This is a genomic window from Bradyrhizobium sp. KZN70725 (assembly GCF_055264925.1).
Window position 1 is genome coordinate 14492 of the sequence record NZ_JBUYWT010000025.1, and the last position, 25106, is coordinate 39597.

The window sequence follows — 25106 nt, forward strand, 5'->3', positions numbered from 1 at the left end:
GTATTCATTAAACTCCATGACATGTTTGGACTCAGCCGATTAGGCGGTTCTATCGGCTAGATCGAGACGTTCGCATGGTAGGAAGCTCAGCTGTCGATAAGCTGACGAGCGTCAGGTCATCCGCCATGAAGCGGTTGCAAAGCTACTCGTTGTTCGCTCGGTGAGGATCCTGTGTTGTCGCGCAGCTGCTCAAATATTTCAATTCCACATTCGCAGCGTCGGACTCGAGACTGCTGCTCAGGCCGGACCATAACTCCATCCGGACGAAATACTCAGAGGCAGGTCACCTTGAACCGCTTTGCTGGTTGGAAACTGACTGGTCCGGCGTACAGCCCGGTCTCCTCGTGAGGCTCGCCGGCGCTTGCCAACTGCTGCTCGAACGCCTCGCCTGCCTGACGATCTTCCGCGGCGGCCCGTTGCACTTGCATCAAAGCTGCCGGACTGGATGGCAAAGGATTGTCCACGCTCTTCTCATTCCGCGGACGGTGGCAGCACAGCTACGCCGGCAAGCTTGCGAGAAGCTGGCGGGCCTTCCGCCCGGCTACAAAAAGTGGCGCACCGATCCTTGCATTTGGTTTCCGTGGGCGCGGTACTGTGATCGCCCGCTCCAGCACAGTAGATCGTGCGATGTGCGGCCCGGGTGTCCTGAATGCCGCGGGGGCCAGCGGCGCATCGCATTCGCCGTGGATGGATTTTCGTCGACCGCGACCGCCTGCTGAGAAACACACCATAGCTGCTTCATCCCGTCCAAAGGGAATGACCGTCGAGCAAAGGGTTCAGCTCGCAGGCGCAATATCGTCAATCAAGGCGCTTTCATCCCTGAGCCGACGCCTTTGCTCCGGCTGCTATTGGCAAGCAGGAAGGCAAAGATCTTGTCTATATGGGCGATGTCCGGCATCGGCTTCAATCGATCACCTCAAGCCAAAGCCCCGGCTGCATGTTAGTCCAAGAAGCAAATGGAGTAAGCCACTTAGAAAGCCCTAGCCAATATGGAGTGGCCTGTTTTTGCTACAGAAACGGTAGCGACATCGCGTCCGATGGCTTACTGCACGCGAACCGTCGAGAGTTATCTCGCAACTAAACCTAGATTGTCGCGGCAAAATCTCGTCGGAAGCTATGCTGCTCGACGATTCGCAGAGCGACGACGCTGACGCTTGAAACGAGGAAGCGCCTCAATGAGGAAAAAGCGAAATCATGCGAGGCAAACAACATCACTGCAGGATCGCCTGGCCGTATTTGCAAGGGGTCTTGCTGAAATGGCGGCGATCATGCCTGCGGACGCGGAGCGAGATAGTCTGCTGAAGCGAGCCCGCACCGCGGAAATTGCAGCAGACATTGACGATTGGGTCTCCTCGGCTGGGCTTCAGCCGCCGACGCCATAGGGCTGGAGCCTCTCCTCCTCGAGGGGCCCCGTAGCCGGCGGGGGCTCTTCTACGTTCAGGAACAAGGTTTGCCGGAGGTTCGGATCCTGAAGCCAACTTGACCACAGGCTAGGCTAGGAGCTGGCTGCCCGTGTGGTCCGAAGAGAATGAGGAACCGTCCCGTCGCGCTCCACAGACTGCGGAGCCTGTCCTTCAGGCGCATTTTCTGGTCGCGCTATAGCTTCGACTCATGGCCGGCACACCGCTTGAGCTGAAGTCTGGCTCATGGCTGCTACGGGAGGTCTGTTCGCCAAAAGACGCAAACGTATCACAAGGAGGGCCGCGTAAACGGCCTTGCCGATTGACAAACCGATCCAGATACCGATGGCACCGAGGCCAGTTTTCAAGCCGAGCACGTAACTGACCGAGAGGCCGATCAGCCAGTAAGCGATGCCTGCGAAGAGCAGCGGCACACGCGTGTCCCTTAAGCCGCGCAGGCCGCCAGCGGCAATGCTCTGAAGTGCATCAGTAATGAAGAAGCTCGCTCCGACAAGGATGAGAGCTGCAGTCAGCTTGATCGTGGCGTCCGCATTGCTGGCCGATTGGTCGACGAACAGTTCGGCGATTTCAAAGCGCGTGCCGACCACGGCAATCGTAGCGATCGCCGCGATCAGGACTCCAAGCAGCATGGCGGCAAAACCAGCTTGTCTGATACCTGATAGATCGTTGCGGCCGAGTGCGTGTCCGATGCGCACGCTCACCGCCATTCCGATGCAAAACGGGATCATGAACAGGGCGGCTGCAACCTGGAATGCGATCTGATGGGCGGCCACCGCGGTGGTGCTAATCACACCCATCAGGAGGGCCGTCGCAGAAAAGAGACCCGATTCCATCAAAATGGCGACCGAAATCGGGGTGCCGACCACGAGGAGCTCCCGCATCAATGGCCAATCGAACCGCCAAAGATATCGGAGCACCTGGTAGTCGCGAAAAGGACGGCAGTATGTAACGAACCAAATGCCGGCCAGAAAGGTCCCACTGTTCACTAGGCTGGTCGCAAGGCCGGCCCCGAACAAGTCAAGTTGCGGCAAGCCGAATTTGCCGGTGATCAACAGATAGGCCAGCAGTGCGTTGGTCGGAATGGCGGCGAGCGTGATCCACAAGGCCGGCGCCGGGCGATCGACCGCTGCCATGAAACTGCGGATCGCCAAAAACCACAGCGCCGGCAAGATGCCCCAGGCGAGCCCGAGCAGATACTGCTGAGCTAAGCGCGCAATAGCTGGCTCCTGGCCAAGCGCAAGCACGATTTGCTCGCCTTGCACCGGCAAAACCATGATCGGCGCCCATAGCACGAGTGCAATCCATAGCCCCATGCGCAGCGAGCTCCGTACCAGGGCTGTGTTTGCCGCGCCCCGCGCTTGCGCCGCGAGCGGCCCTACTGCCGAGATCACGCCAGCTGCGAAGGTCAGGCCAACCGATAAGATCATGCCGGCAAGCGCGGCTGCCGCGAGGGCGTCGGTGCCGATGTGGCCGATCCATGCCAGATCCGTCGCCATCATCGCGATCTGCGCAAGTTGCGTGAGTGCGATCGGAGTCGCGAGTGTCGCGGTTGCGGCGAGTTCGCCACTGAGGTGATGACGAGCCACTAATGTGGCCAACTGGCGACGCCAGGATGATCGGTGCGTGTCGTCCCCTGTCTTACTCATTCAATGCCGCCGCTCCGGATTCCGCGCTTCAGCCAATTGCCCTGCTGACACGACATTCGCGTGCAATCTAAGGCCGCGTCATCGGCACTGTCATTGCTGATAGCATGTTCTCAATCGATGACGCTCCGCTCAAAAATGGTGAGAGCGTTTTGGCCAGCAAGGAAAAGCGGTCGCTGGTATGAGCGTTGTGCTTGCGACTTGGCTGTCCCGCTTCAGACGCCGCCTGTCTCAAGCGCGACAACAGGACGTTTGCAGCGAGTTAATGGAGCGAGAGGCGCATCATTCTTCAATGCAAAACTCTCAAGCGCCATTGGCATGTCGATTGCTTGAAAGATGTGACATGATTTATGCGGCCATGATGTTTTTCAGTAACCCATACGGGTTTTCAAATGAAGATTGCCGCATCCGTTCGACTTCAGGGTTCTCACCAGGCGCGCTCCACCGCGCATGCCTGCATGGCGCGTTTTGTCACCTTCAGATCGCGGTTAGATTTGACGGTCGCTACCAATCACCTTCCAAGGAGCACGGCACGAATGTGCATGTCAGATTGATTGAAGGTGTTGCACCCGAGGGCGATCTATCGCCTGACCTTTCATCGGCACCTCAGGCGCTGCATCGATTAGCGGCGAGATGCCGAGCCGTTTCCCTTGCTGCTGAGCGACGACCAGGTAGAGGGGCTTGCGCCAGCGGATGATGAATGAGCTGATGCATGACGATTGGAATCCTGAGCAATTATTCAGGCAACGGGACGAGCTTAGAGTCAAGCTGCTTCGTGCCCAATCGGTTGTAGCCGAATGTAAGACAGAATTGGCGGAGCTCGAGCGGAGGCTTGAGTGTCGATCAGTCTCGGCGCCGATCGATGAACGCCAGCAGAAATCTGCGGCAGACACCTCGGCGCGTAAGGCACGGCCGCGCAAATCTCAGAGTGTCAATGATCCTGTCGACCCGCTGGCCGCCACGTTCACGAGTCAATCCTGGGACCGTTAAGTGCGCCGGACGCCCGTGAGCCCGGAGGCTCTTCAGGCGTAGCAAAGCCGTCAATATCTATCGTGTTGCGAACCGACTGCCGAAATGGATATCGAGATGCGATACTTCTATCGGCTCCGCGTTTTTTGTTGCTTGCGGTGGCCAGCGGACGCGCGTTTGATTGGTAACGCTGACAGGGGCCGTATCGTCCGCGAATCCGACCGGACACTATGTTTCCGGATTGGGCCGCTCACGCAGAGGTCTCGATCTCTGTTGTTAGAGAGCTAAGCCGGAACGCTTAATCGGTCGTGATCGCTCGGTAAGATCAAGGCACGCCACGCCGGGCAGTGAACGGGCAAGCTGACCAGCCTCATTTGGCATCGCCTGGATGTTGATGAGAGGTGCCTGACTATATTCCTCCGGGCGGGTTCTCGAGCAGGGGGTGATAATGGCGATCACCTGAGTTCGCGGATGCCAAAAAAGAGGGTTCTGGGTCCATCCAAATCCATATGCGGACACCGATTTCGTCAGCTTCTCGAAAGCTTGTACGAATACGAACTAACGCGGGTGGGCTTCGAGGTGAGGTTGGCGTGGACCCGCACAATTTCGACGCGTCTGGTGCTGCACTTGCAGCACCGGTGCAGAACGCCGATCAGATCAACAAGCTCGGGCGGGACAAGATGCCTTTGAGCAACATCTGGATGCAGCGCGGATGGCTGATACCGCGCACATTCACCGGCGTCCCAACCGTAAACCGCCGACCAATGTGTCTCGTAGAGATCGCGATTACATTTGGGCCATGATTGAGGGTGTCAGCACGCGCCGAAAGCTGTCACACGCGACGGCCGAGAAGTATATTCAGATGCTTTACAAGGTCGCAAGGCTCCTGGGCGATAGAGGCCAATCGCTCGAAGAAACTGATAGCAAGACGTTAAATGAGCTGAGCAAGGAGCAGGAGCTTCGCGAGCAAATTGAGGGCGGGCAGAACGATGAAGCGACTTCGCTGCCGCTTCCCGTCCTGGGCGAAGAATTGACATCCGATCCAGTGGATCCCACCGGGCGGCTGGCAAAGCGAAGACGAGTGCTGGATGCTCAATTCCTGCATTCCCCGACCGCCGTCGATCCAGGGCGGTTCGCCCCGAGCCCCCCGCAGTTGATTCCGGCGGAGCAACGTTCGCAACTGCTGGATGAGCCGCTTCAGTTCGACCCGGATCCGTTCGCCGACGACGCCGCAGGCCCACTAGATCCGGAGGCGTTTATTTTCGCACCCCTTCAGCTTTCACTGGGGGAGCTGTCGTGACTGTTGGATAATGAACCTACGCCGCCACAGCCAAATCAACTCGCCGACGAGCCAGCAGGCGCCGTCGATACAGAAGGTGCATTTTTAGTGCGCAGAGTGCTCCCTGTCGGACGTGACCGGCTCTCAGTCCATAACTGAAAACAACGAGGGCGAACTACTGGCTGATTTGTAAGTCTTCCTACCTTAAGGCGCAGGTATCACCCGCGCGCAAGCCTCTCTCAGTTATGAGCTGCAGGCCGTTCATCGCCCCTTGCAGCAATGCTGCTGCGAGCTCGTAAAGGTCAATGCATCCTCTACGTCTTATAAATGTCATCTTGCGCGGCGAGTGAGGCGAGCCGCGACCGATCAGTTCGCGCACATGAGACAATTAGGCCGCATAGATCCACGCGGCGAAGAGACGAGGTCGATGACACAGCCTTTTCGAGCATGCAGCTTGTTAGCCATCATTGCCTGCATCATTCTCTGTCCGGCCGCCAACGCACAAGATCGTCGCATCGTTACCGAACCTACTGCACCTCAGACAGTGTGCGACCGCCCCGTGCCCTCCGGCAAGCAAGATACGGTCACCTTGCAAGATGCCATCGACCAATGCCCGTCGGGGGCCGCCGTGTATTTAGGGCGGGGCGAGTTCCGGTCGGGTCCCCTCGAGATGAAATCGGGCGTGACGTTATGGATCGGACGAGGCGCCAAGCTCATCGCCATCCCCGAACCGGCTGCTTACGACAAGGGCCGTGGACAGTGTGGTCGCATCTCGAGCAAGGGCGATGGTTGCCGGCCGCTCATCAGCTTTTCCAAAACCCGTGGCGGCGGTATCTACGGGGACGGCATCATCGATGGTCAGGGCGGTACAACCATGGTCGGCAGCGCCGAAACCTGGTGGCAGTTGGCCCGCCGCGCCCAAGCCGAGGGCGGCAACCAAAACGCTCCGCGCTTGATCCAGATCGATCATGCGCAAGACATCACGTTCGCGGGTGTAACCTTGCGCAATGCGCCCAATTTTCATATCGCGATGAACCGGGTCGAAGGTGCCACGTTTTGGGGCCTCACGATCGATGCCCCGGGGGATGCCCGCAATACCGACGGCATCGACCCTGGCGCGAGCCAGGACGTGACCATCACCCGCAGCTTCATCCGAACGGGAGACGACAACGTCGCAATCAAGGCCGGCGATAATGGCTCAAGCAGCCATATCTCCATCATCGATAATTATTTCGGCTGGGGGCACGGCATGTCGATCGGCAGCGAGGTGAATTCCGGGGCCAGCGACATAATGGTGCGTAATCTGACGCTGGACGGAACGACGTCTGGTCTGCGCATCAAGAGCGATGTCAGTCGAGGCGGTCTGGTCGAGCGCGTGACTTATGAAAACATCTGCCTGAGGGGCAACCGGTGGCCGCTGGCGTTCGATGCGAAATACGATCCACGTGCACAGGGCTCGCGGATTCCGGTCTATCGGCAGATTGTTCTGCGCCATGTGCGTGGCGACAATGGCACGCTGATGATGCGTGGCGTAGACGAGCAGCATGCCCTTGACGTAACACTCGAGGATGTCCGATTTGCCAGGTCCGCGACCTGGCAGCTCGAACATGCAAAGGTGACCGCCGATCACTCTGACGTATCGCCGCCGCTGCCGGGGCGAACTACAGAACTGCTGTCGCGCGGATCAGACGCTTGTTCCAGCGCATTCCGAGACGCCGACCGGTAAACACTACGGCTCCGGCGCGGAACATCGGAGCGGAGAGGCCGCATCGATGGGCTTGGATTGCCGATATTGGCGGAAGAAAGCCTCATGGCCCGCGCCCCGCTGCGCGACTGGTTAGCAAGGGCGGACATTGAGAGAGTTGCGCTCAGGATCCTCGGGGTTATCTCGCGCCGCGCGTTACATCGACTGCAGCGAAAGCGCCGCAAATGCGACCAACGAAAGATCAAATGAGAATGTTCTTGATGTTCGCCGCGCTTCTGGCTGGATATTTCAGTCTCCCGGCAGTATACGCCGAGGCATTATTGGTGTCGCATGCCGCAAATGCAGACTATCACTCCGTGCAGGAAGCCATCGACGCGTTGCCGGCGCAAGGCGGGGATATTCGGATCGCGCCGGGGACCTATCGCGAGAAGGTCAAAGCCTTAAAATCCGGTATTCATATCGTGGGGACTGGCGGCAAACCGGAGGATACGGTCATTGTGTACGGCGACGGCGCGATCAATGTGGGAGGAACCGCGCGTTCGGCAACACTGGATGCCGCTGGCGATGACTTCCGGCTCGAAAATCTGACGATCCAGAACGACTACGCCCTCAATCCAGCCAATCCCCCCTCGCAAGCAGTAGCGCTGTCAGTTACCGGAGACCGGGACGTCATTACGCGCGTCCGCCTGCTCGGCGCCCAGGACACGCTGTTTGCCGGCAAGGGACCGAACGGCCGAATGTCACGACAATACTTCTCGAAGTGCTACATCGAGGGGCATGTCGATTTTATATTCGGCAACGCCAAGGCTTGGTTTCGGCAATGTGAGTTGCACGGCATCGCCAATCAAGCGGTCATCTATACCGCTCAGAGCAAGGCAGCGCCGGATGAGGACAGTGGCTATGTTTTTGATCATTGCAGGCTAACTGCCGACCCTGTTGCGGGCTATATCGCACTTGGCCGCCCTTGGCGCCCCTACGCCACAGTGGTCTTCCTGTCGGCGAAGATAGATGCCCCCGTGATCGCGGAAGGGTGGCGCGAATGGACGCCCGGTAAGACCAATACGTTGAAGACAAGCTACTATGCTGAACACAGATCCTTCGGCGTCGGGGCCAACCCCTCAGGCCGCGAGCCTCACTCCCATCAATTGACAGATGGCGAAGCTGCGAGATGGTCGCTGAGCGCATTCTTCGGAGGCGCCACAGATTGGCTGCCAACGAACCATGACGATGGAACACAGAGCAGCGTTCAGGGCGAAGGGCTTCGACGGCGATTCTCGGATGAATGACGGGAGGAGAGCCTAATTGTCGTGGAGAGTCTTGTACAGCAACCCACTGATGCCGCGGTCAAACCGATAGAAAGGGGCCGGCGCGACGATCTCATCGGTTCGCGGTGCGCCCACATGCGTCCGCGCCAGCTCGCAGATCATCCTTTCCTTTTGGCGGCTCAGTGTCGGCAAGCGCTACGGACCGTCACGTCAGCGCCGTTGTCATAGCTCGGTAATGGCTGATTTGCTTGTTCAGCTCCTTGCGCAGATCTGCGGACAACGAAGTGGGCTGATGCTTTTCGGCTATCTTCGTTCGGCCGGTGATGTTCAGGGCCCTCGTAGCTCAGGCAGTAGCGGTCGGCTCGATCAGCCGATACCGCGAGGCGGAGTCCGACGTTCATCGATCCTGGATCGGGAGCCCTACAAACGCGCGTATCTTCTCTGTGATTTCGGCAATTCACTCTATCCATGCCGCCCTCGATAGCCGCCGAGGACATCCGCATCATCGCGAGATCGGCCCTCGTCGCTTAAGGGAAACACCGATGGATGAGTCGAGCAACGCCGGTCCTTAGATCGGCGTTCCGCAGCACTCGCTGCGCATCACGCGAATTCTCTCGGCGACCCACCGCCCCACCGGAGGAGAACTGCAACAGGAGACTTAGCAGCTCCTGCAGCAAAAGCCGATTTACAGTTTGAGGCAGTGATCATTGAGCACCTTGTCTCTGAGAGCGCCCTTGATCTCACGGGCGATTTCCCTACGAACTGCGGCACCCAACTCTAGCTTGGCATCCTCGACAAGGTCAGCTTCGACCCCGATCAAACCTTTGTCGGTGAGCTGTTGCTGCAGCCGCCTGACGAACTCCGGCCCCATTGCAGCAATGAGCTCGTCGTGCGCCATGGCATGGTCTTTGGGGGCGATATGACTCACAACGTCGTCCCAAGGTTGCCAGTCCACCGCCAAATAGTCGGCGAATTCCGCCGCCTCCCTCTCCCGCACGGATGCCTCTGCGCTATCAACGTCAGCGTCGGTGACGCCGGAGACTTCAAAGAAGCGCATGTTCGGCGCGACGTGTTGCAATCCCAGTCGGTCGCGGAGCTTATTTTGATAAGCAAGAAAGACCTCAATGGCGTCGACGTCTTCGACGTTGTTGCCCGAGCCTAGCGAGTGAACCTTCTCGCGCGCAATTCTCTCCAGCGCGTCCAGGCGGAACATGACCCGCCCCAGATCGATGAGATCGGGAAGCCGAGCCTTGTTGTTATAGGCGCCGTTCTCGACGTCTGCGATGAGCCGTGCGGTCTGCATGCCGTTCCAAGTCAAAGTTCGGCGATCCTCGCAGCTCTGGTTGGCGTCCAGGGCCAGTTGGAAGTAGCGCTTGCACAATTGCGGGTCTTTCGCCGCCTGCCGCAGATCATCGGCGACCGACTCGCGGAATTCTTCATTACCAGAGTTCACGGAGTCGAACAGTTTGCCAAGGAAGAGCGTGTATTCCCGGGCGCCCGGCTCTTCAGCAAGGCCCTGCCAAGCTGCCAGCACCTCTCGATCAGCCTCCTGTGGATTGCCGCGGAGCCAGTCTGCGACCTTTTCGATGAGAGCATCGGCCGGCCCATCGTCCGTCCCGGACGACTCACTCTCGTCATCGCGCGAAAGGTAGACGGTCGGACCGACATAGCCGTTGGCGCTAAGGACTGTATCCAAATTCGCGAACACCTGCTCGGGCAAGGGATTTTCAGTCAGACCTATCCTGCCATCAGCGCGAAACTGCGTCAGCAGGTCCTCGGGCAAACTCGTCAACTGGTTTTGGCTGGCATCGAGCAACTCAATTGAAGCAGGAAGGGCCTCCGGCAAACGCGTGAGTTGGTTTTCGCGGACGTCGAGAAACTGGAGCATGGCAGGAAGGACCGCCGGCAGGTTCGTCAACTGGTTGTGGCTGGCGTAGAGAGACTGGAGCGAAGCAGGGAGGACCTCGGGCAGATCTAACAACTGATTGTGGCTGAGGTCGAGAAACTCCAGCGCAGCGGGTAGGACCTCAGGCAAGCTCCTCAGCCGGTTGAAGCTCGCGTCGAGGCCTCTGAGCTCGGTTGGAAGCGCAGCCAAGCTGGTCAGTTGATTGGCACTGACGTTTAGACGCCGGAGCGAAGCAGGGAGGCTATCGGGCAGAGTGGTCAGCCGGTTGAAGGGCAGATCAAGCACAACGATGGCGCTCGGAAGTCTAGGCAGGCTTGTAAGGGACAGCGATTCAAGATTCAGTGTAACGGCCTCACCGATAGCATTCACTCGGCGTACCGCTTCGTCCCGATCCTCGAGCGGGCCTACCTCCGGTTCAGCAGCCCAATTCTCGAGCACCTCGTCTTCGTCGTTCTCTGCATGGGCTGAGTGCCCGGAGTTTGCGGCGTAGCCGGTCACGACTGCGTTCCACTGCGCCGCCGCCCCGTTTTGCCCGTCCTCTTGTCCGGAAGATGCAGAAGGGATGCCTCCGCCGCGCTGAATGTGTCCTGCCTCAAAAGGATCCATCTCATCCTCCTTACGAAACTGAGTAGACTCAGCCCATGGTGACCTGCTCTAGGCCCTAAGACACTTAGCTTTCGGTAAGCTGACAGACTATCTCCGGAAGGCGGCAACGATGGCGTCGAAGCCGGAATGACTCTCGGTGCGACGATTCTGGAGCGGTGACTCGAGCCAGGCCGAGGGTAGTCACCAGCCTACACGTTTCTGCGGATGCGAAGGCGGCAGCGGCTTGAGTATAGATACCCCGAACCCGCGATGGCGCTTTATCTCAACCGCGGCCAGCGGAGCCTTTTCGGCCGAGTAGCCGGAAACGACGGGCGGCAGGTGGTCCGAACAGCCAAGCAAACGGCGCCCCTCTCAGATGGCCCAAGGCAGTCAATGTCGAGCTGGTCTTTGCGAAGCTTGACCGGTTCACCCGCAAGCTGGATTGCTTCGCTCACCCCGTGGCAAACGAGCGCCCCTGAGGTTCTGCAGCGACACTTGTCAGCTGATCGACAGGTAGGCCTGTTAACGGCAGATCGCTGCCCCGGGAACGGTCCTACCGGACTTATCTGGTCAACGAAGTGGCAGCGAAACTCGCAGCAGTATCGATCCATTTGCCGCGCTCGGACCCGTGTGAACCCGTACCCACTCGGACGGGGCCGTAGAGCACTTATAGCGGTCTCGAGTGACATTCGCGCTGTGCAACCGCCTGCTTCGCAAACTTGAGAAGCAGGCGGGTATTCTTGTTTCTGATGATGGAGAAATTGATGGACACGGGACAGGCACAGTGGAATGCAGATTCTTCCTCGGCGCTTTCCGAAGAGGCGGACCAGGAAAGCTACCTCGGCGGCTTCAACCGCGCCGTGGCGAATTTGGTCGAAACCTTGACGGGCTATCGGACCCCGGCTTCCGCGCGCGCACAGGTCCTCGACAACTGGGTTGCCGAAGTGGGACAGGGCCAGGCGGAAAATCGGCGGCAGGGGCGCACACGAATCAGGAATACGGAGAACACAGGCTCGCACTCGCTGGATTTGTCCTCGCTTTCGCTGACCGCTCTGCCCACCGTCCTGCCACCAAGGTTGCTGGAACTGCGCGCCCGGCACAACGAGCTGAGCAGCCTGCCCGCCATGCTCCCACCCGGTCTCCATCGCCTTTTCATCAGCCATAATCGCTTGACCAGTTTACCGGACGATCTTCCGGCAACCCTCTCTGAGCTGGAGGTCGCCGATAATAGATTGACCAGTCTGCCAACCAATCTTCCGGCCAGGCTCGGAATTCTGAACGCGAACGACAACCGGCTAACCAGCCTGCCGGACACTCTCCCGAGCGAGCTCACCTCGCTTGCGGTCGGCGGCAATCAGTTGAGCGATCTGCCCGAGTCCCTCCCGTCCGGGCTCATTGAACTCAATGTCAGCAGCAATCAATTGGCCAACCTTCCCGACCCACTTCCGAGCACGCTCCAATCGCTCAACATCAGCGGTAACCGGCTGACCAGCCTGCCTGAAGGTCTTTTAGATGCTCTCGTGCCGATGAATAGCCTCTACTACCCGCGTCTGGAAAGCCTCGAGTTCGGGGATAACCCGCTGCCGGACGACGTCCTCGCTCAACTGGCGGCGGCTGAAGCGCCACCGCAGCTTGCGCAGCAATCCCTGCATGAGGCTGCGGCACACTGGCTTGCAGACGACCCGGCCGCGCTGGCCGAATGGCAGCACTTTGCGGATGAGCCAGGCGCCCAGGACTATGCACAGTTCCTCGAGAGGCTACGAGGCACTGTGAACTACAGCATTGACGCGTTTCGGCAGGCAGTGGCTAATGATCTGCGGCAGGCGGCCGCCAATGCGGAATTGCGCGAGCAGTACTTTGCACAGGCTTCCGAGGCTAACACCAGCTGCGAGGATCGTGTTACGTTGCACTGGAACGGTATGCAGACGGCGCGCCTCAACGCTGACGTCAAGAAGGGGCTATATGACAACCGGCTTGGCGAACTGATCCAGTGCGGCCGTCTCGCGTTTCGCCTGGAGGCGCTGGACGAGATCGCGCGCGACAGGGTCAACTCGCTTGCTCGCAACAACCCGAACGTAGACGACATCGAAGTTTACCTGGCCTATCAACATCGGCTGCGCGAGCCGCTGGAGCTCAGTCACGTCGCCCCTGACATGCGTTTCTTGGCGGTCTCTGATGTAAGCGCGGATGATGCGACGAAGGCGCTGGACATGGTCCGGGAGCGGGAAGCAAGCCAGTTCACCGAGTACATGGCAAGCCGCTGGCAACCCTGGGAGACGGTGCTGGAGCGCATCGCTCCGGACGAACATGCCGCGATGCAAGACCGCGTGCACGAAGCCATGGGCGAAGAGTTTCAAAGCCGCCTCGGTCAGCGACTGGCCGAGCATGGCCTGCTGGGCGACGAGGATGCCGAGCGGGTGCTTGGAGCCCAGGTCAGAAACGACATCGCGGGCGAGATCAAACGCGAGGTCATGGACCGTGTGCTCGCAGAGCGTGGCCTCGAATTATGAGGCTCCCAACCGCCGCAGAGATGTTTATCATTGCTCTGCGGCGGTACGTAAAGATCGATCGTGAGGCCTCGCCCATCGCTGCCAAACCGGAGCGCGCCCGTCCTGTCGTCAGGCGGGTGACGATGCGAGGAAGCTGTTGCGCGCAGCAATATCCTGATCTCGTCAGCTTTTGGAAAGGTTGCGGCTACAACAATCAGAGAATCTGGCCCTTGCTGAACGAACTGCTGCCTGGCCGTAATCCAGGAAGTGCGGATTGCTGCAGGGGCTATGCAAACATGAGGAGAGCAGGATGGATCCGGTTGACCCATTCTTCGATTCAGGAGCCTGGATGCGCGAGTACGCCGCCCTTCAGGGGCGGACTGGGCAGCGAGCGGGTAGCCGAAGCGAGCAGGCTGACTTTGAAGGGCAGCTGCAGGACTTGAACCTCGATCCGTCTGATCATAGGAGTTCAACTTCGCCAGATCGGCCTCCCGCAGGAGGTGGTCGAGCAGTGCGGAGGGACGATTTCGGCGGCTCGATGCGGGCGCCGCGGCATTCCACTTCTAGGGAGAGCGCGCTAGGCGGCACGCGCCGGAGCGTAGACATTCCCAGCTTTCAGCTTCCCGCTTCGGCGCAACCGCAGTCTAGTTTGCGAGATGATCTGTTCAGCAGCGCACGCTACAGCTTTCCGGACGCAGAGTCTGCCGCGTCGGCCAAGAGTGGAAAAAGCCGCGGATTATGGTCACGCTTCAAGTCGGGACTTGGCAAGGCCCTTGGCGGGAGCAGCAGCGCAAAGTCGTCGCGCGACGCGGGGCAGTCTGACGTCATTTCGACGAATCTACGAATTGATCACGCCAGGCAGCCAGGCCGGACGCGTGGGGTCTTGCGGGCCGATGAGGAGCTCATCGAGGATTTCCGAAACGAGGCGGCGGGTAATCTCAGCGACGGCACGATCAAGAACGCGGCAGCCGATTTGCGCCATTTGAGCGCGCGCCTGAGCGACGCCGCCAGGCCCTCGATTGCCGATCGAATTCGCCGCGAACAGGAGAATGCGCAGCTGGAAAATCCCGATGTGGAAAACCACCAGCTGGAAGCGGAGCTCGATGAGGACGTAGACACTTATGCAAAGGACCGCGCTAGGCGCATCAAGGCGGCCCTGAAGAAGCTTCGTGAAGTCGGTGCCGGAAATACGCTGGCAGCCGATGTCCGCCGACTGGCTCCTCATGCTGAGGACGCAAGCTTCATCCGCATGTGGGCGGCGGCGGAAAAGGCAACCAGCAAGATCGACCCCAAGACGATCGATAGGCAAACTCGCCGCATGTTCAGACTGAGTGAGTGGCTGCAGACGCATGACAGACAGCCGATCGCCGGCCGACTTTCTACCCCTGGGCTCGCTCGAGACCTCGAGGAATACACGCAAGAAAGCAAGGACAGCAAGATCAACGCTGATCTGCTCAGGCTTGGGCGCTACCAGCAAATCCTTGAGGCGAACAGGGCACTGGGATTGCCGCCTCCTGAGGACCCGGGTCAGCCTTCTGTGGAAGCTGCTCGGCAGGCCCACTCGCCACAGCAGCTTCCCGCAACGCCAGCCACGCCGAGCGCGGGAGCTTGGGATTGGCTTGGAGAGCAAATGCACGGATCTGGCTCATCGATGCCGGCGCCGCAAAGCGGATGGCAGGCCGGCTCGTCCCAGCTGCTTCCCGCGACGCCGAGCGCGGGAGCCTGGGATTGGCTCGGCGGCCAAATCCACCAACCCGCCTCACCAGTGCCGGCGCCGCACTGGGCGGCGCAGGCTCATCCGCCATTCGAGCTTCCTGCCACTCCGGCCACCCCGAGCCAGGGAGCCTGGGCCTGGCTTGGGCAACAGATGCAAGAAGCCGCATCGCCTTCGTCCGTGAGGCCTCGATCGTCCAACATCTACGGCGGTCTCGAGTCCTTCGTTGATCTGGATCCACCCACACCCCACGACTTGCGCGACGATGCGCGCTCTGCGCCACCTGAATTTGCAGCCGCTTCGTCGTTCGCGGGCCCACCGGGGGCGGCTCCGGAGCTGCGGGACATCGGAGCGATCGTTGGCGCCAACTGGCGCCACGGCTCCCAGGCGGCCTCAGACGTGTTGATCGATGTGTTGGGCAACATCAATCTGCTGCCAAACCAGCTCGGGCCAAGTCAGTTTGCGATTAATGGGGAGCGCTATTCGGCGACATTTGGACCGGGCGGTCGCACGGATATTCGCCTGATCCATCACCCGCGCGTTGGCGGGATGAACGAAGCCGGGCCATCCCGGCCGCTACACCGCCCAGCGCCAATCGTAAGCGCAAGACGACCCGGGGAAGGTGTAGTTGATCTTGGCCATCTGATCCGGGGCGGCTGGGAGCACAGAGAGCGGTTCCTTCCGCCTTACCTCGTCCGCGTTCTGGAAGGCGAGCGCATCATGCCTGCGCCCGGGCGGCCGAGCTATTTCGAGATCCGAGGAATGCCTTATAGGGGCGAGTTGGTGGAAAGCGAAGGACGCCAGCGCGTTCGCATCTATCCCGAACTTCGGTGAAGAAACAGTTGGCTGCAATTCCAAATGCTCGTCGGGCAGCGCGCGCGAGGCGTTCCATCACGCGGCGCTTGACGGGCCATGCACACAATCGATGCAGATCGCAGAGGTGGGGCGTGAGTACACGCCTGATTTCGACGGCGATGTTGGCTCTGTGAGTTTCCCACGCGGCCACCTCGCAGCTCGTCGGTACATCATCCTCACCGACGCCAGAGCGCCGGATCGGTCCATCCACTTTTGCGGAGCTCTGATCAGAGGAGTTGATTTTGCGGCTCGTTTTAACTGCTGCTCAAACCCTGTTGACCCGCAGGCATGTTGCCGCATTGTTGTGTCTCCGGCTTTCCGGGAGTGAGACCACCCGGTCGAGCAGCGTCTTCGCACGCCTGCAGGTCGAGCCGGGCGTCCTGGTGGGTCTTGTCGCAACGGCGGTGATGTGCCTTGCACGAAAGCTAACGTCTCGCCCTTCCTAAACCTCCTCTGGTTATTCATCATCAAGCAGTCGCCGAATCTCCTCTGGAGAAAACTGCTCGGGCTCGAAAGTAAATTCTTCTGGATCAATGGAGACAGAAGGAGCGAAGTGATCATTCCGTAGTCCGTGAAGCGTGTCGTGCAAGTCCTTTTCCAGTTGCCGCGGTTCCTCCGGAGGGACGGAGGCCGGCGAGCCGCTGGGTTGATCATCGAGATGATCCAGTACTCGCCGAAGATCTGCCGGAGGGAGCTGCGCCGAATCGGATGCGACTTGCTCCTGGACGAAAGCCGAGGTGGCGGGATGATCATCTCGGCCCCCGATAAGCTCCTGTGCGTCTTCATCCTCGAGCAGTCGCCGAAACTCCGCTGGAGAGAACTGGTCTGGATCAATGATAAACTCTACTTGATCAAAGGAAAGCGAGGGGGCAGGGGGATCCTCCGATCGCCGCTGAAGCTCGTTGGCCAATTCCTTTTCCAGTTGCTGAAGCTCCTCTGAAGGCAGGGAAACTGGCAGGGGAATAGCTTGGTCATCAAGATCGTCCCGCAGGCGCTGAAGCTGCTCCTGAGGAAGCTGTTCTGGATCGACCGCGAGCTGTCCTTCGAGGAGAGCCGACGGGACCGGCTGATTGTCGTATCCCTCCTGATGTTCCGCTCGCCGATCAGCTTCGTACGACCCGCGGTGCTGCGCAGCGGCGCTGTCGATGCGTGTCGGTTCTGTCAGTAATGCACCTTCGGGATTGATGAGCGCCACGTTCTGAGGGGAAGGATTGAGCTTAGCGCGAGTACGCCCTGGACGCACGATGGGCACGACCGCCCCCGTCGACCGAAAGGTCCGCAGATACTCCATTGCTCTAGCAAGTCTGTTGCTATTAGAGGCACCGCTGAACTCGCGCACGTCACTACCATCGCTCAGCCATTTGCCGTCTAACCGAGCAACAATGCTTGGTTTGTTTTTTGCGAAGAGCCAACGGCTATAGCCAATAAGAGAACCTGCATGCTGCTTCGCCGTAACGGCGGCCGTGCCCCCCTCAATAAGCGCCTCCTCAAGCCTGAAGATATCCGCAGCATCCTCGGGATAGAGAGGCCGCCTGTCCCACTGACCACGGATTATGACGCCCGTTGAGGCGACCGGCATTGCTCCGCCACTTCCTCCGGAAGCGGCGCTTGCGCTCGGTTTCCGATATACTTGAACTTCTTCCAGATCGTTCAGCGTCCTCCGTCTTTTCGCTGCTCTCGATTGAGCTGTGTCAGGTTCATGATTGATGGGGGCCACCTCGCTTGCCAGGAGATTGCTCCGCGCACGTGGATCCATCGCTTCGCCTGGGGGGTGCTGGCCATCGCTAGGTGTGTCGTTCGCTGAGGGGAGCGCGCGCGGTCGCCCGCGAGAAACCGAATGACCGGAATCATGATATGCACGAAGCACGCTTACGCCTGTCTTCATGAGGGCGTCTTCCGGAAAGTAAGTATCTAGGTGATTAACCAGGGACTGGTGGTCCCTTAAGTCAGTCGTTTGGTCACGGCGGCGGAGATCATTCGCCAGTCGACGAAGTGCCTGAGTATAAAGCTTGACCGTGTTCGGTTGTGGGTCCTTCTGAGCCTTATATTGAGCAATCGCCCTGTCGATAAGGTCCCGGTCTTCTGTTGATAGATGGGGATAGTAGCCTCCAGCGCCGACGGGCGCGGGTTCGGACTGCCTTGTCTCAGCCAAGTGCTGCTCAAAGCCATCTTGTCCGGCCTGGCTCGTCTGCGGCTCTTGCGAGACGTCGTGTTGCACCTGCGGCCAAGCTGGCACGTTAAACGGGTCAAAGTCTCGCGGGTCCACGCTAACCTCTCCTTCAGGATCACCTGAACGGGTCTACCTAGTCGGGCAAGCTTTCGAGAACCTGACGTGGTTAAGGTCTGTGGTGGCAGTTATTCGCGCGGACAAGTTCGCAAATGACGGCGTTCGGTATCAGCCTCTTCTCGGCAATCCCCTCGATCGTCCCTACAGACCTAACGACGTCCATTTTGTGCAATCACTTAAAGCTGGTGTCCCTTTACATCCGGTGTAACCGGCGCATCAAACGCAGATGCAGGACCGGTCCTGCAAGCAGATCGCAGAGTTCCGCACCCAAAGGTGACAGCAGAAGGGCGGCTTGCCATAATCAGAAGAAAACCAGCGTAGACACCATCAGATTGAGGGCGTGCTCGGTGCGAAGCGTATGTGTGACGCTTGTCGGGTTGTGGATGTATGACAATCCGGCGCTTGCATAGATGCCCGGGGCGAGATGGGCAGTATATGTGCCCGTGATCGCCAGGGTATCGCGATGCGCAAGCTGGCCTTTAGCCAGGGCAGCATCCACGGCGAATTTGCTCCAGGTCGTGTTGCTGGCGACAAGAGCAATCAGATCCTTGGGACGGCTATCAAACGGCCCTTTCGTATAAAGACGAAGCTCGTAATACTGGCTGATCCTGTTGAGGTCAGGCGGAGCTCCCATGACAGAGAATCCGCCATAGAGCCCGCGAGACGGCGACCTAGTGGCATCAGTTTGCCAGAATTGCCGGTCTGCAGCGATGTAACGGAAATTGTTGCCGCTCACTCGCTGTTGATCCGGGTCTGCCAAATTCTTGTAGCGGCTGGTGTTGAAACCAACGCCGGCCCGCAGCCATGTGTCCGGCGCTCCAGGAGCGGCCTTGCTCCTGTAGCCGATCTCATCGACAAGAAGCGTCCCCGCATTGGCGGTGCTCCAGTTCACGCCGGCAGGATTTTCCTTTATCTCGGCATAGGGACCATCTGGACTGATTGAGCGCTGGAGTGAAATCTTGTTGTAGAAGCGATCGTCAAAATTGTACTTCAGGTTGACCGCCGGCGTAGGCGCAGCATTGGTGCTCAGCCCTGCCTGGATCAAGGCGAACATGTTCGATCCGGTCATCCCTCCGAACAATGTGCCGGTAAACTCATTTTGGTTTCTCAGGTAACCAAGTTTGAGTTCGAGTTTCCTGTCGAGGAAAGTCTGGTAGTAGGCGAGCGTGTTGAGCCCCACTCTGTCAGGCCCCGGGCGATCCCACGTCCAGTATTGCTGCTCGGCTCCGACGACAATTTGGCCATCGGGAACGCCAAATCGGGTGAGATCGTAAGTGACGATCAAGAAGTTCGCCGAAGCGAAGGTCGGGTTCTGGCCCATGTAAAGCTGGTTTGCGATTGGGCTTCTCGCTGCATTCGGCAGCTGATTATCTACAAGCGTGTTGTGTGTCCAGCCGATATAGCCAATGCCGACATCTGCCAGCGCGGACCGAACGCCATTCTCCTGATCAATCGTATCTGCAGGGCCAGGTATGGCGAGCCACAACCCTTTTTCACGCAGATTGTCGTACCTGGCGAAGGGATCGATGGGCTTTTGCGTTCGCGTCTGAGCAAATCTATCAACACTGCTGCGCTTTTCGCCAGACGCATCGGCGCGTGCCGCAGACCATGGGCGCCGAGGCTGGATTGCTTGACGCGTCATCCCGGTCCGCAACTTTGTCGCCCGACCGGAAGCTTGTCTGCTTTCGCTGGCTTGATCTACAGTGTCGTTCCCGGGATCAAGCTCGTCCTCGGTTTGTGCCCGCGCGGAGTTGCCGAGCAGGCAAGCCGCCAGCGAAACTGCGATAGCCCGTCTAAATTGTTTGCCGATTGGCCGAAACGTGAAAGCAGATGCCAAGGCGGAAGATGTTCGAAGCGACGTCGCCGCAAGAATCCAATCACGCATAGCGTACTTCAGGTCCGTATCAGTCAATCATGATTGGGAACGAACTGTCGCCTGAATGGCCGAGAGTGGCATCCCAACATCTTCGCTCCCGAGGAGGCAGCAGATGATCTGCTCTGCAATTCACTTGCGCATCAGGCCGGAGGGCCGAAAGAGAGCAGCGCGCGCTGGTGCGGCGAGAGGTTTATGACGAGTGCCGTTACCCTCGCTGTCACTTTATGAACACAGCCTCGCTGCTCGCAGTGGGGCAGAGTGGTCCGGCGTTGGCGGGGCCCTTGCTGAAAGACCCCTTTACTGACGAAGTGGCAGGCGCCAGAAAGCAAATCCCGTGAGCCACGAGCCACGGGTTCATGGAGTTTTGTGATGCTGTTGGGCCAGACAAGCGACAGGATCTGGGACCAGCCGGCTCTGGAATGCGTGCGCTCGAAGGTCGCACGACGACGCCCATCCTGGTCATCCCAGGTGAATGGACGAAACAGCCTTCGAGCCGCTTTGGTGGAGGCGGGCGAGCAGCTCGCTCGGTAGAGACCGCTGGGACGGCCGAATCTGTCTTGCATTGTGGGTCCTTCCCGTGCGCGGCTTTCGTTGGTCCCGCTTGGCATGTGCCCGTGATCTCAATCAACCTGCTGACATTGGTAGTTGATCGAGCGCAATGGTTGCCATCCCTATGAGGAATTGAGGCTCAGCCGTCGCTTAAGCGGCGCGTCTTGAGTGAAGCTGCCGGCAGTTGGGACCTTTGGAGCGCGCGAACACCGCAAGCGCTCCGATCGGCGAAACAGACCGGTCGAAAGAAGAACGGTGGATGAGGAGCGATGGCGATGATCGACGATGCGGTCGGTTCGGATTTGCGACCGCTGTTGCGAGAGCCGTCACGATGCATTTTCCGGGTTTTGGTGCTTCTCCTTGTGATCGTCAGCTTTAGTGCTGCTGGCGCCTGGCTTTGGGCTGGCCTCGGGGAGTTTGTCGGGACGTCGGAAACCCACCAAGCCGCTCCAATCGTGAGGTCGTCACTGGATGACAGAGCTGCCCTGTCCGAGATAAAGTGGGCACAGCTGAAGGCTAGCGATGAGATCGCAGAACTGAACCGCGGGATCCATGCCGCGCGGGAGGACCTCAAGGGGATCTTAGATCAGATCAGCGTGCTGACTTCGCGGATCGAGTCCCTGCAGAATTCAACGCCTGTCGCTTCCACGCCTTCCGTTTCTGCCCCACCGTCCGCCCAGGCTGCTTCGAGCCGGGCCAAGAAACGGCGCGGTCAGTCCACACCACAAGGACCTGTTTCCGTTGGAGGCGCACCAGTGATCGCAGCACCCATGGCAAGCGCACCTTGATGTTTCGATCGGCTACAGGCGTGACCAGCCTCCCAACCGGTCCCACTGTTTGGGCCGGTTTCGCGATGCCGCTTGTCGCCCTAGGATCTAAAGGCTTCGATGGGGCCAGATTTTGAAGGTCTTCTTGCCAGGTGGCAGAGCGCGTTCCGCGTACCAGGTCGTGAACAACATATCCGCGGGACGCGTCTGTAATCAGATCATCGCCAGTTCAGGCACGATCTGAAGGGAGGGTCATCACGCAGCTGATGCCCCTTCGACATCTGCACAAGATGAGGCCGACGTACTACTGACGGCCGCCGCAGGACCCCGAAATTTGCGTCTCTGGTCAACTCGGCGTGCCGTTTTCAGTAAGCCTTAGCAGGAGCCGAAGCTCCACAACAGATCGATTCCACAGGGGTGGGAATATCGTATTCGCCGATTGATGTGTGCGGAAAAGGGAGTTCGGCGACTTCAGGTTGCGGAGTCAGTTATAGGGATTGATCGCTCCGCCTCATCACGACCATTTCGCCTGGCGGCCACAGGCGCTTCGCCGATTGCTCCTTTGCGATGCGCGTTGATATTACAGATCTGCTCGCATGCGTAGCTTCTCAATAGGGCGTGCGGTCGAGATGAGCGTCGAACGCGGCAGCAACAGCGCGAATGACAAAACGGTGCTCTGGTTTGACTCGGATGAACCCCTGCTCGATGTCCACTATCCCGTCTTTGGCAAGCATTCCCAGACGGTCAGCTGAATCGAGAAAGGGCATCGGAGCAAATCCGTGGGCGGAGCAGATTGCCGGCACGTCGGCCTGCAAGTCGCACATCAGCCGCTCGATGATTGCGGCCCGAAGGCGATCTTCGGCGGTGAGGCAGTGGCCCTTTGAGGTTGCCAGATGGCCAGCACTGATCTGTCGGCTATAGGAACTGGTTGCTGTCTCGTTCTGCACGTAACCATCGCGCAGACGGCCGATGGCTGACGGACCAAAGCCGATCACTGTGTTACACGTATCGGCCGAATAGCCCAGCGAGTTGCGGCGCAGCCGGCCAGTTCTCTGCGTGTGCGCGAGTTCGTCGTCCGGGAGGGCAAAATGGTCGAGCCCGATTTGGCGATATCCGGCGGAGACCAGCGTATCTGCCATGGCTGCAGCTTGCTCGGCGCGCGCAACATTGTCAGGCAGCGCCGCCTCGTCGATCTGGCGCTGGCGTTTCATGTAGGAGGGAACATGGGCATAGCCGAACACCGCAAGGCGGTCGGGCCGCATCGTCAAAGCCGTCTGCGCTGAGTTCACGCAGGATTGCACGGTCTGATGCGGCAATCCGAAGAGCAGGTCGAAATTGATACGGCTTATTCCATGCTGGCGAAGGCGTTCGACGGCAAAAGCGACCTGCGCTTTGCTTTGGAGACGGTTGACCGCCCTTTGAACTACGGGATCGAAGCTTTGCACGCCGATGCTCGCGCGGCTGACGCCCGCTACTCCCAAGGTTTCCGCCATCTCGGCCGTGAACGCGCGGGGGGCGATCTCGACGGCGAGCGCGGTCGATTTGCTGAACGCGAAGCAGCGGCGCAGCAGCTCCATCAGAGCCAAGAAATCGGCCGGTGGGATGGTAGTCGGCGTGCCGCCGCCGAAATGCAGGTCGCTCACTGGAAGACCGTGAGGCGTTTGCTCTGTGACCAGACGAATTTCCTCTCGGACCGTCAGCAGGTAATTGCGAATCGGCCGCTCGCTGTGAGTGAGGCTTGTTGGGAAGCCGCAATACCAGCAGATCGACCGGCAGAACGGAACGTGAAGGTAGAGCGATACGGATTCGTCAGGCGGCAGCCGCCGCAACCACGCCTCGTAGGTCGTGGCGCCGACCGCAGCAGAGAAATCCGGTACGGTTGGGTAAATGGTGTACCAGGGCAGGCGAGCATCGCAATATTTATTTAGGAGTGACGTCTGCAACGCTTACCTTTCCGCGTTGATACGGTATGAGGCTGATGGATATCCTCTGCTGTGTCTTTGCGTTAAGTCAAAAGGCACTGTTCTGATCCTGAAGCTCGAGACCCTTCTTCGATGTAACTTCCAAGACGGCCTGCGAACTGGGAGCGGTGAGCAAGTCAGGCGCTAGCCATCATTTGCACCCGGTGAAAGAACAAATGTCTCACATAAGCTCGGCCGTGCGGACTCGATCCGCCCAACCATTGGACGCGGGAACAATCATTCATCGGAGCGCACATTGCGTCTGCATTATCCAACGCAGGGGCTTTGCGACAAAGACAGGATCCAAGGCGTTGCCGGCGGCGAACCAGTCGGCCTCGGCCTTTCAGACTGGTTTTCGGTGGAAAAGCTGATGTGAATGCCCCAGGCGTTCGATCGAGTCAGGAAATCACGCTAAATCCGATTGATAGTCCGCGCCACGCTGGCCGGCAGCACAAGGCCAATCGGCCAGGAGGGCTCATGAACCTGAAAACACCCGCGGCGGGCGCTGGGCATCAGCCTATTCTCCATTGCCCGAACTGCGATCATGAGATTCACCTCACCGAATCTCTTGCTGCTCCCCTGATTGAGGAAACTCGCCGACGTTTTCAGCGACAATTGGCGGACAAGGATGCCGAGGTTGCCCGCAAGGCCGAGGCCTTGCGCCATGAGCAGGAGCAACTGGTGAGGCAACGCGAACAGATCGAGGATCAGGTGGCCGCGCGCCTGGAGGCCGAGCGCACCAAACTCGTCGCCATGGAAGCGAAGAAGGCTCGGCAGGCCGCGGCGGCCGAGCTGCTGGCAAAAGCTGCCGAAGCGGCCGAGCTTCGTCAAAGCCTGGAGGCCAACAATGCCAAACTTGCTGAGGCGCAGCAGGCTCAGGCCGAACTGATCCGCAGGCAACGTGCCCTTGACGAAGAGAAACGTGAACTCGATCTGACCATCGAAAAACGCGTGCAGGCCTCAATCGCGGATATCCGGGCCAAAGCCAGGCAGGAAGCCGACGAAGCCGCCCGCCTTCGGGTGCTCGAGAAGGATCAAACGATCGAATCCATGGCGCGGACGATCGAAGAGTTGAAGCGCAAGGCTGAGCAAGGCTCGCAGCAATCCCAGGGCGAAGTGCTTGAGCTCGAACTCGAAGAGCTGCTTCGCAGCCGTTTCCCCACTGATACAATCGAGCCGATAGGCAAGGGAGAGCTGGGTGCGGACGTCGTCCAGCAGGTCAACGGTTCAATAGGTCATCCTGCGGGCCTCATCCTTTGGGAATCCAAGCGTACGAAGGCATGGAGCGATAGCTGGCTCGGGAAACTGCGCGATGACCAAAGGCGGTGTGGCGCAGACGTGGCCCTCATCATTTCACAGGCGCTGCCGAAGCACGTCGAATTCTTCGATCTGATCGACGGAATATGGGTTGCTCATCCCCGCTGTGCTGTTGCGGTCGCGATCGCGCTCCGTCAGGGGCTGATTGATTTGAGCAGCTCGCGCCTGGTGCAGGAAGGCCAGCAAACCAAAATGGAGCAGGTGTATCGGTATCTGACCGGCACCAGGTTCCGCCAGCGGGTAGAAGCTGTCGTTGAAAAATTCAACGACATGCGAGAAGATCTCGACAAGGAGCGAAAGTTCATGGGCCGACAATGGGCCAAGCGCGAGACGCAGATCCTCTCTGTCATCGAATCTACCGTTGGCATGGTCGGTGACCTTCAGGCGATCGCCGGCAAGGCGATGCCGGAAATCCCGAGCCTCGATGCACCGCTGCTGGAATGCTCGGCCCAATCGGAGCGCAAAGCGTCATAATCAAAAGCGACGCGCAGTTGAGCTCTTTTCGGCTTCGATCATAC

Annotated in this window: 13 protein-coding genes; 7 read left to right on the forward strand and 6 right to left on the reverse strand. The window is 59.3% G+C overall.

Features of this window, described 5'->3' with window-relative positions:
• Positions 1-272: 272 nt before the first annotated feature.
• Positions 273-464 (reverse strand): hypothetical protein, encoded by a 192-nt coding sequence (locus tag ACZBJS_RS23185; RefSeq protein ID WP_463439225.1) that lies wholly within the window; start codon positions 462-464, stop codon positions 273-275.
• 1145 nt (positions 465-1609) lie between these two features.
• The gene (locus ACZBJS_RS23190) at positions 1610-3019 is read right to left on the reverse strand and encodes an MATE family efflux transporter (RefSeq protein ID WP_463439226.1); all 1410 of its coding nucleotides are present in this window, start codon (positions 3017-3019) and stop codon (positions 1610-1612) included.
• A gap of 1726 nt (positions 3020-4745) precedes the next feature.
• Here ACZBJS_RS23190 and ACZBJS_RS23195 point away from each other — a divergent pair.
• The 3 genes from ACZBJS_RS23195 to ACZBJS_RS23205 all read left to right on the forward strand — a co-directional run bounded on the left by ACZBJS_RS23195 (position 4746) and on the right by ACZBJS_RS23205 (position 8303).
• Complete coding sequence (locus tag ACZBJS_RS23195; protein ID WP_463439227.1) at positions 4746-5333, forward strand: hypothetical protein; 588 nt, start codon at positions 4746-4748, stop codon at positions 5331-5333.
• A 433-nt stretch (positions 5334-5766) separates the two neighbouring features.
• The gene (locus ACZBJS_RS23200; protein ID WP_463439228.1) at positions 5767-7038 is read left to right on the forward strand and encodes a glycoside hydrolase family 28 protein; all 1272 of its coding nucleotides are present in this window, start codon (positions 5767-5769) and stop codon (positions 7036-7038) included.
• Positions 7039-7268: 230 nt separating this feature from the next.
• Complete coding sequence (locus ACZBJS_RS23205; protein ID WP_463439229.1) at positions 7269-8303, forward strand: pectinesterase family protein; 1035 nt, start codon at positions 7269-7271, stop codon at positions 8301-8303.
• Between the two features lie 664 nt (positions 8304-8967).
• On the opposite strand, the gene ACZBJS_RS23210 is transcribed toward ACZBJS_RS23205, so the two are convergent.
• A complete protein-coding gene (locus ACZBJS_RS23210) occupies positions 8968-10794 on the reverse strand; it encodes an NEL-type E3 ubiquitin ligase domain-containing protein (RefSeq protein WP_463439230.1) in 1827 nt (608 codons plus the stop codon).
• 743 nt (positions 10795-11537) lie between these two features.
• On the opposite strand from ACZBJS_RS23210, the gene nopM reads away from it, so the two are divergent.
• Both nopM and ACZBJS_RS23220 read left to right on the forward strand, forming a co-directional pair.
• The gene (gene nopM, locus ACZBJS_RS23215; protein ID WP_463439231.1) at positions 11538-13283 is read left to right on the forward strand and encodes a T3SS effector NEL-type E3 ubiquitin ligase NopM; all 1746 of its coding nucleotides are present in this window, start codon (positions 11538-11540) and stop codon (positions 13281-13283) included.
• Positions 13284-14145: 862 nt separating this feature from the next.
• Complete coding sequence (locus tag ACZBJS_RS23220; RefSeq protein ID WP_463439232.1) at positions 14146-15810, forward strand: hypothetical protein; 1665 nt, start codon at positions 14146-14148, stop codon at positions 15808-15810.
• Positions 15811-16288: 478 nt separating this feature from the next.
• On the opposite strand, the gene ACZBJS_RS23225 is transcribed toward ACZBJS_RS23220, so the two are convergent.
• Together ACZBJS_RS23225 and ACZBJS_RS23230 are read right to left on the reverse strand one after the other, a co-directional pair.
• Positions 16289-17410 (reverse strand): hypothetical protein, encoded by a 1122-nt coding sequence (locus ACZBJS_RS23225; protein ID WP_463439233.1) that lies wholly within the window; start codon positions 17408-17410, stop codon positions 16289-16291.
• A 1009-nt stretch (positions 17411-18419) separates the two neighbouring features.
• Positions 18420-20030, reverse strand: a complete 1611-nt coding sequence (locus ACZBJS_RS23230; protein WP_463439234.1) for a carbohydrate porin — start codon at positions 20028-20030, stop codon at positions 18420-18422.
• Positions 20031-20812: 782 nt separating this feature from the next.
• Between ACZBJS_RS23230 and ACZBJS_RS23235 the strand changes: the two genes are divergently transcribed.
• Positions 20813-21331, forward strand: coding sequence for a hypothetical protein (locus tag ACZBJS_RS23235; RefSeq protein WP_463439235.1), 519 nt, complete (start codon positions 20813-20815; stop codon positions 21329-21331).
• Positions 21332-21918: 587 nt separating this feature from the next.
• On the opposite strand, the gene hemN is transcribed toward ACZBJS_RS23235, so the two are convergent.
• Positions 21919-23253, reverse strand: coding sequence for an oxygen-independent coproporphyrinogen III oxidase (gene hemN / locus ACZBJS_RS23240; RefSeq protein WP_463439236.1), 1335 nt, complete (start codon positions 23251-23253; stop codon positions 21919-21921).
• A 495-nt stretch (positions 23254-23748) separates the two neighbouring features.
• On the opposite strand from hemN, the gene ACZBJS_RS23245 reads away from it, so the two are divergent.
• Positions 23749-25062: a DUF2130 domain-containing protein gene (locus ACZBJS_RS23245; protein ID WP_463439237.1), complete on the forward strand. Its 1314-nt coding sequence runs from the start codon at positions 23749-23751 to the stop codon at positions 25060-25062.
• The last annotated feature ends 44 nt before the right edge of the window (positions 25063-25106 follow it).

Coding starts and splice junctions, on each gene's coding strand:
- ACZBJS_RS23205 (WP_463439229.1), top strand. CDS start 7,269: ATGTTCTTGATGTTCGCCGCGCTTCTGGCTGGATATTTCAGTCTCCCG.
- ACZBJS_RS23235 (WP_463439235.1), top strand. CDS start 20,813: ATGGCGATGATCGACGATGCGGTCGGTTCGGATTTGCGACCGCTGTTG.
- ACZBJS_RS23195 (WP_463439227.1), top strand. CDS start 4,746: ATGGCTGATACCGCGCACATTCACCGGCGTCCCAACCGTAAACCGCCG.
- ACZBJS_RS23245 (WP_463439237.1), top strand. CDS start 23,749: ATGAACCTGAAAACACCCGCGGCGGGCGCTGGGCATCAGCCTATTCTC.
- ACZBJS_RS23225 (WP_463439233.1), bottom strand. CDS start 17,410: ATGCCGGTCGCCTCAACGGGCGTCATAATCCGTGGTCAGTGGGACAGG.
- nopM (WP_463439231.1), top strand. CDS start 11,538: ATGGACACGGGACAGGCACAGTGGAATGCAGATTCTTCCTCGGCGCTT.
- ACZBJS_RS23210 (WP_463439230.1), bottom strand. CDS start 10,794: ATGGATCCTTTTGAGGCAGGACACATTCAGCGCGGCGGAGGCATCCCT.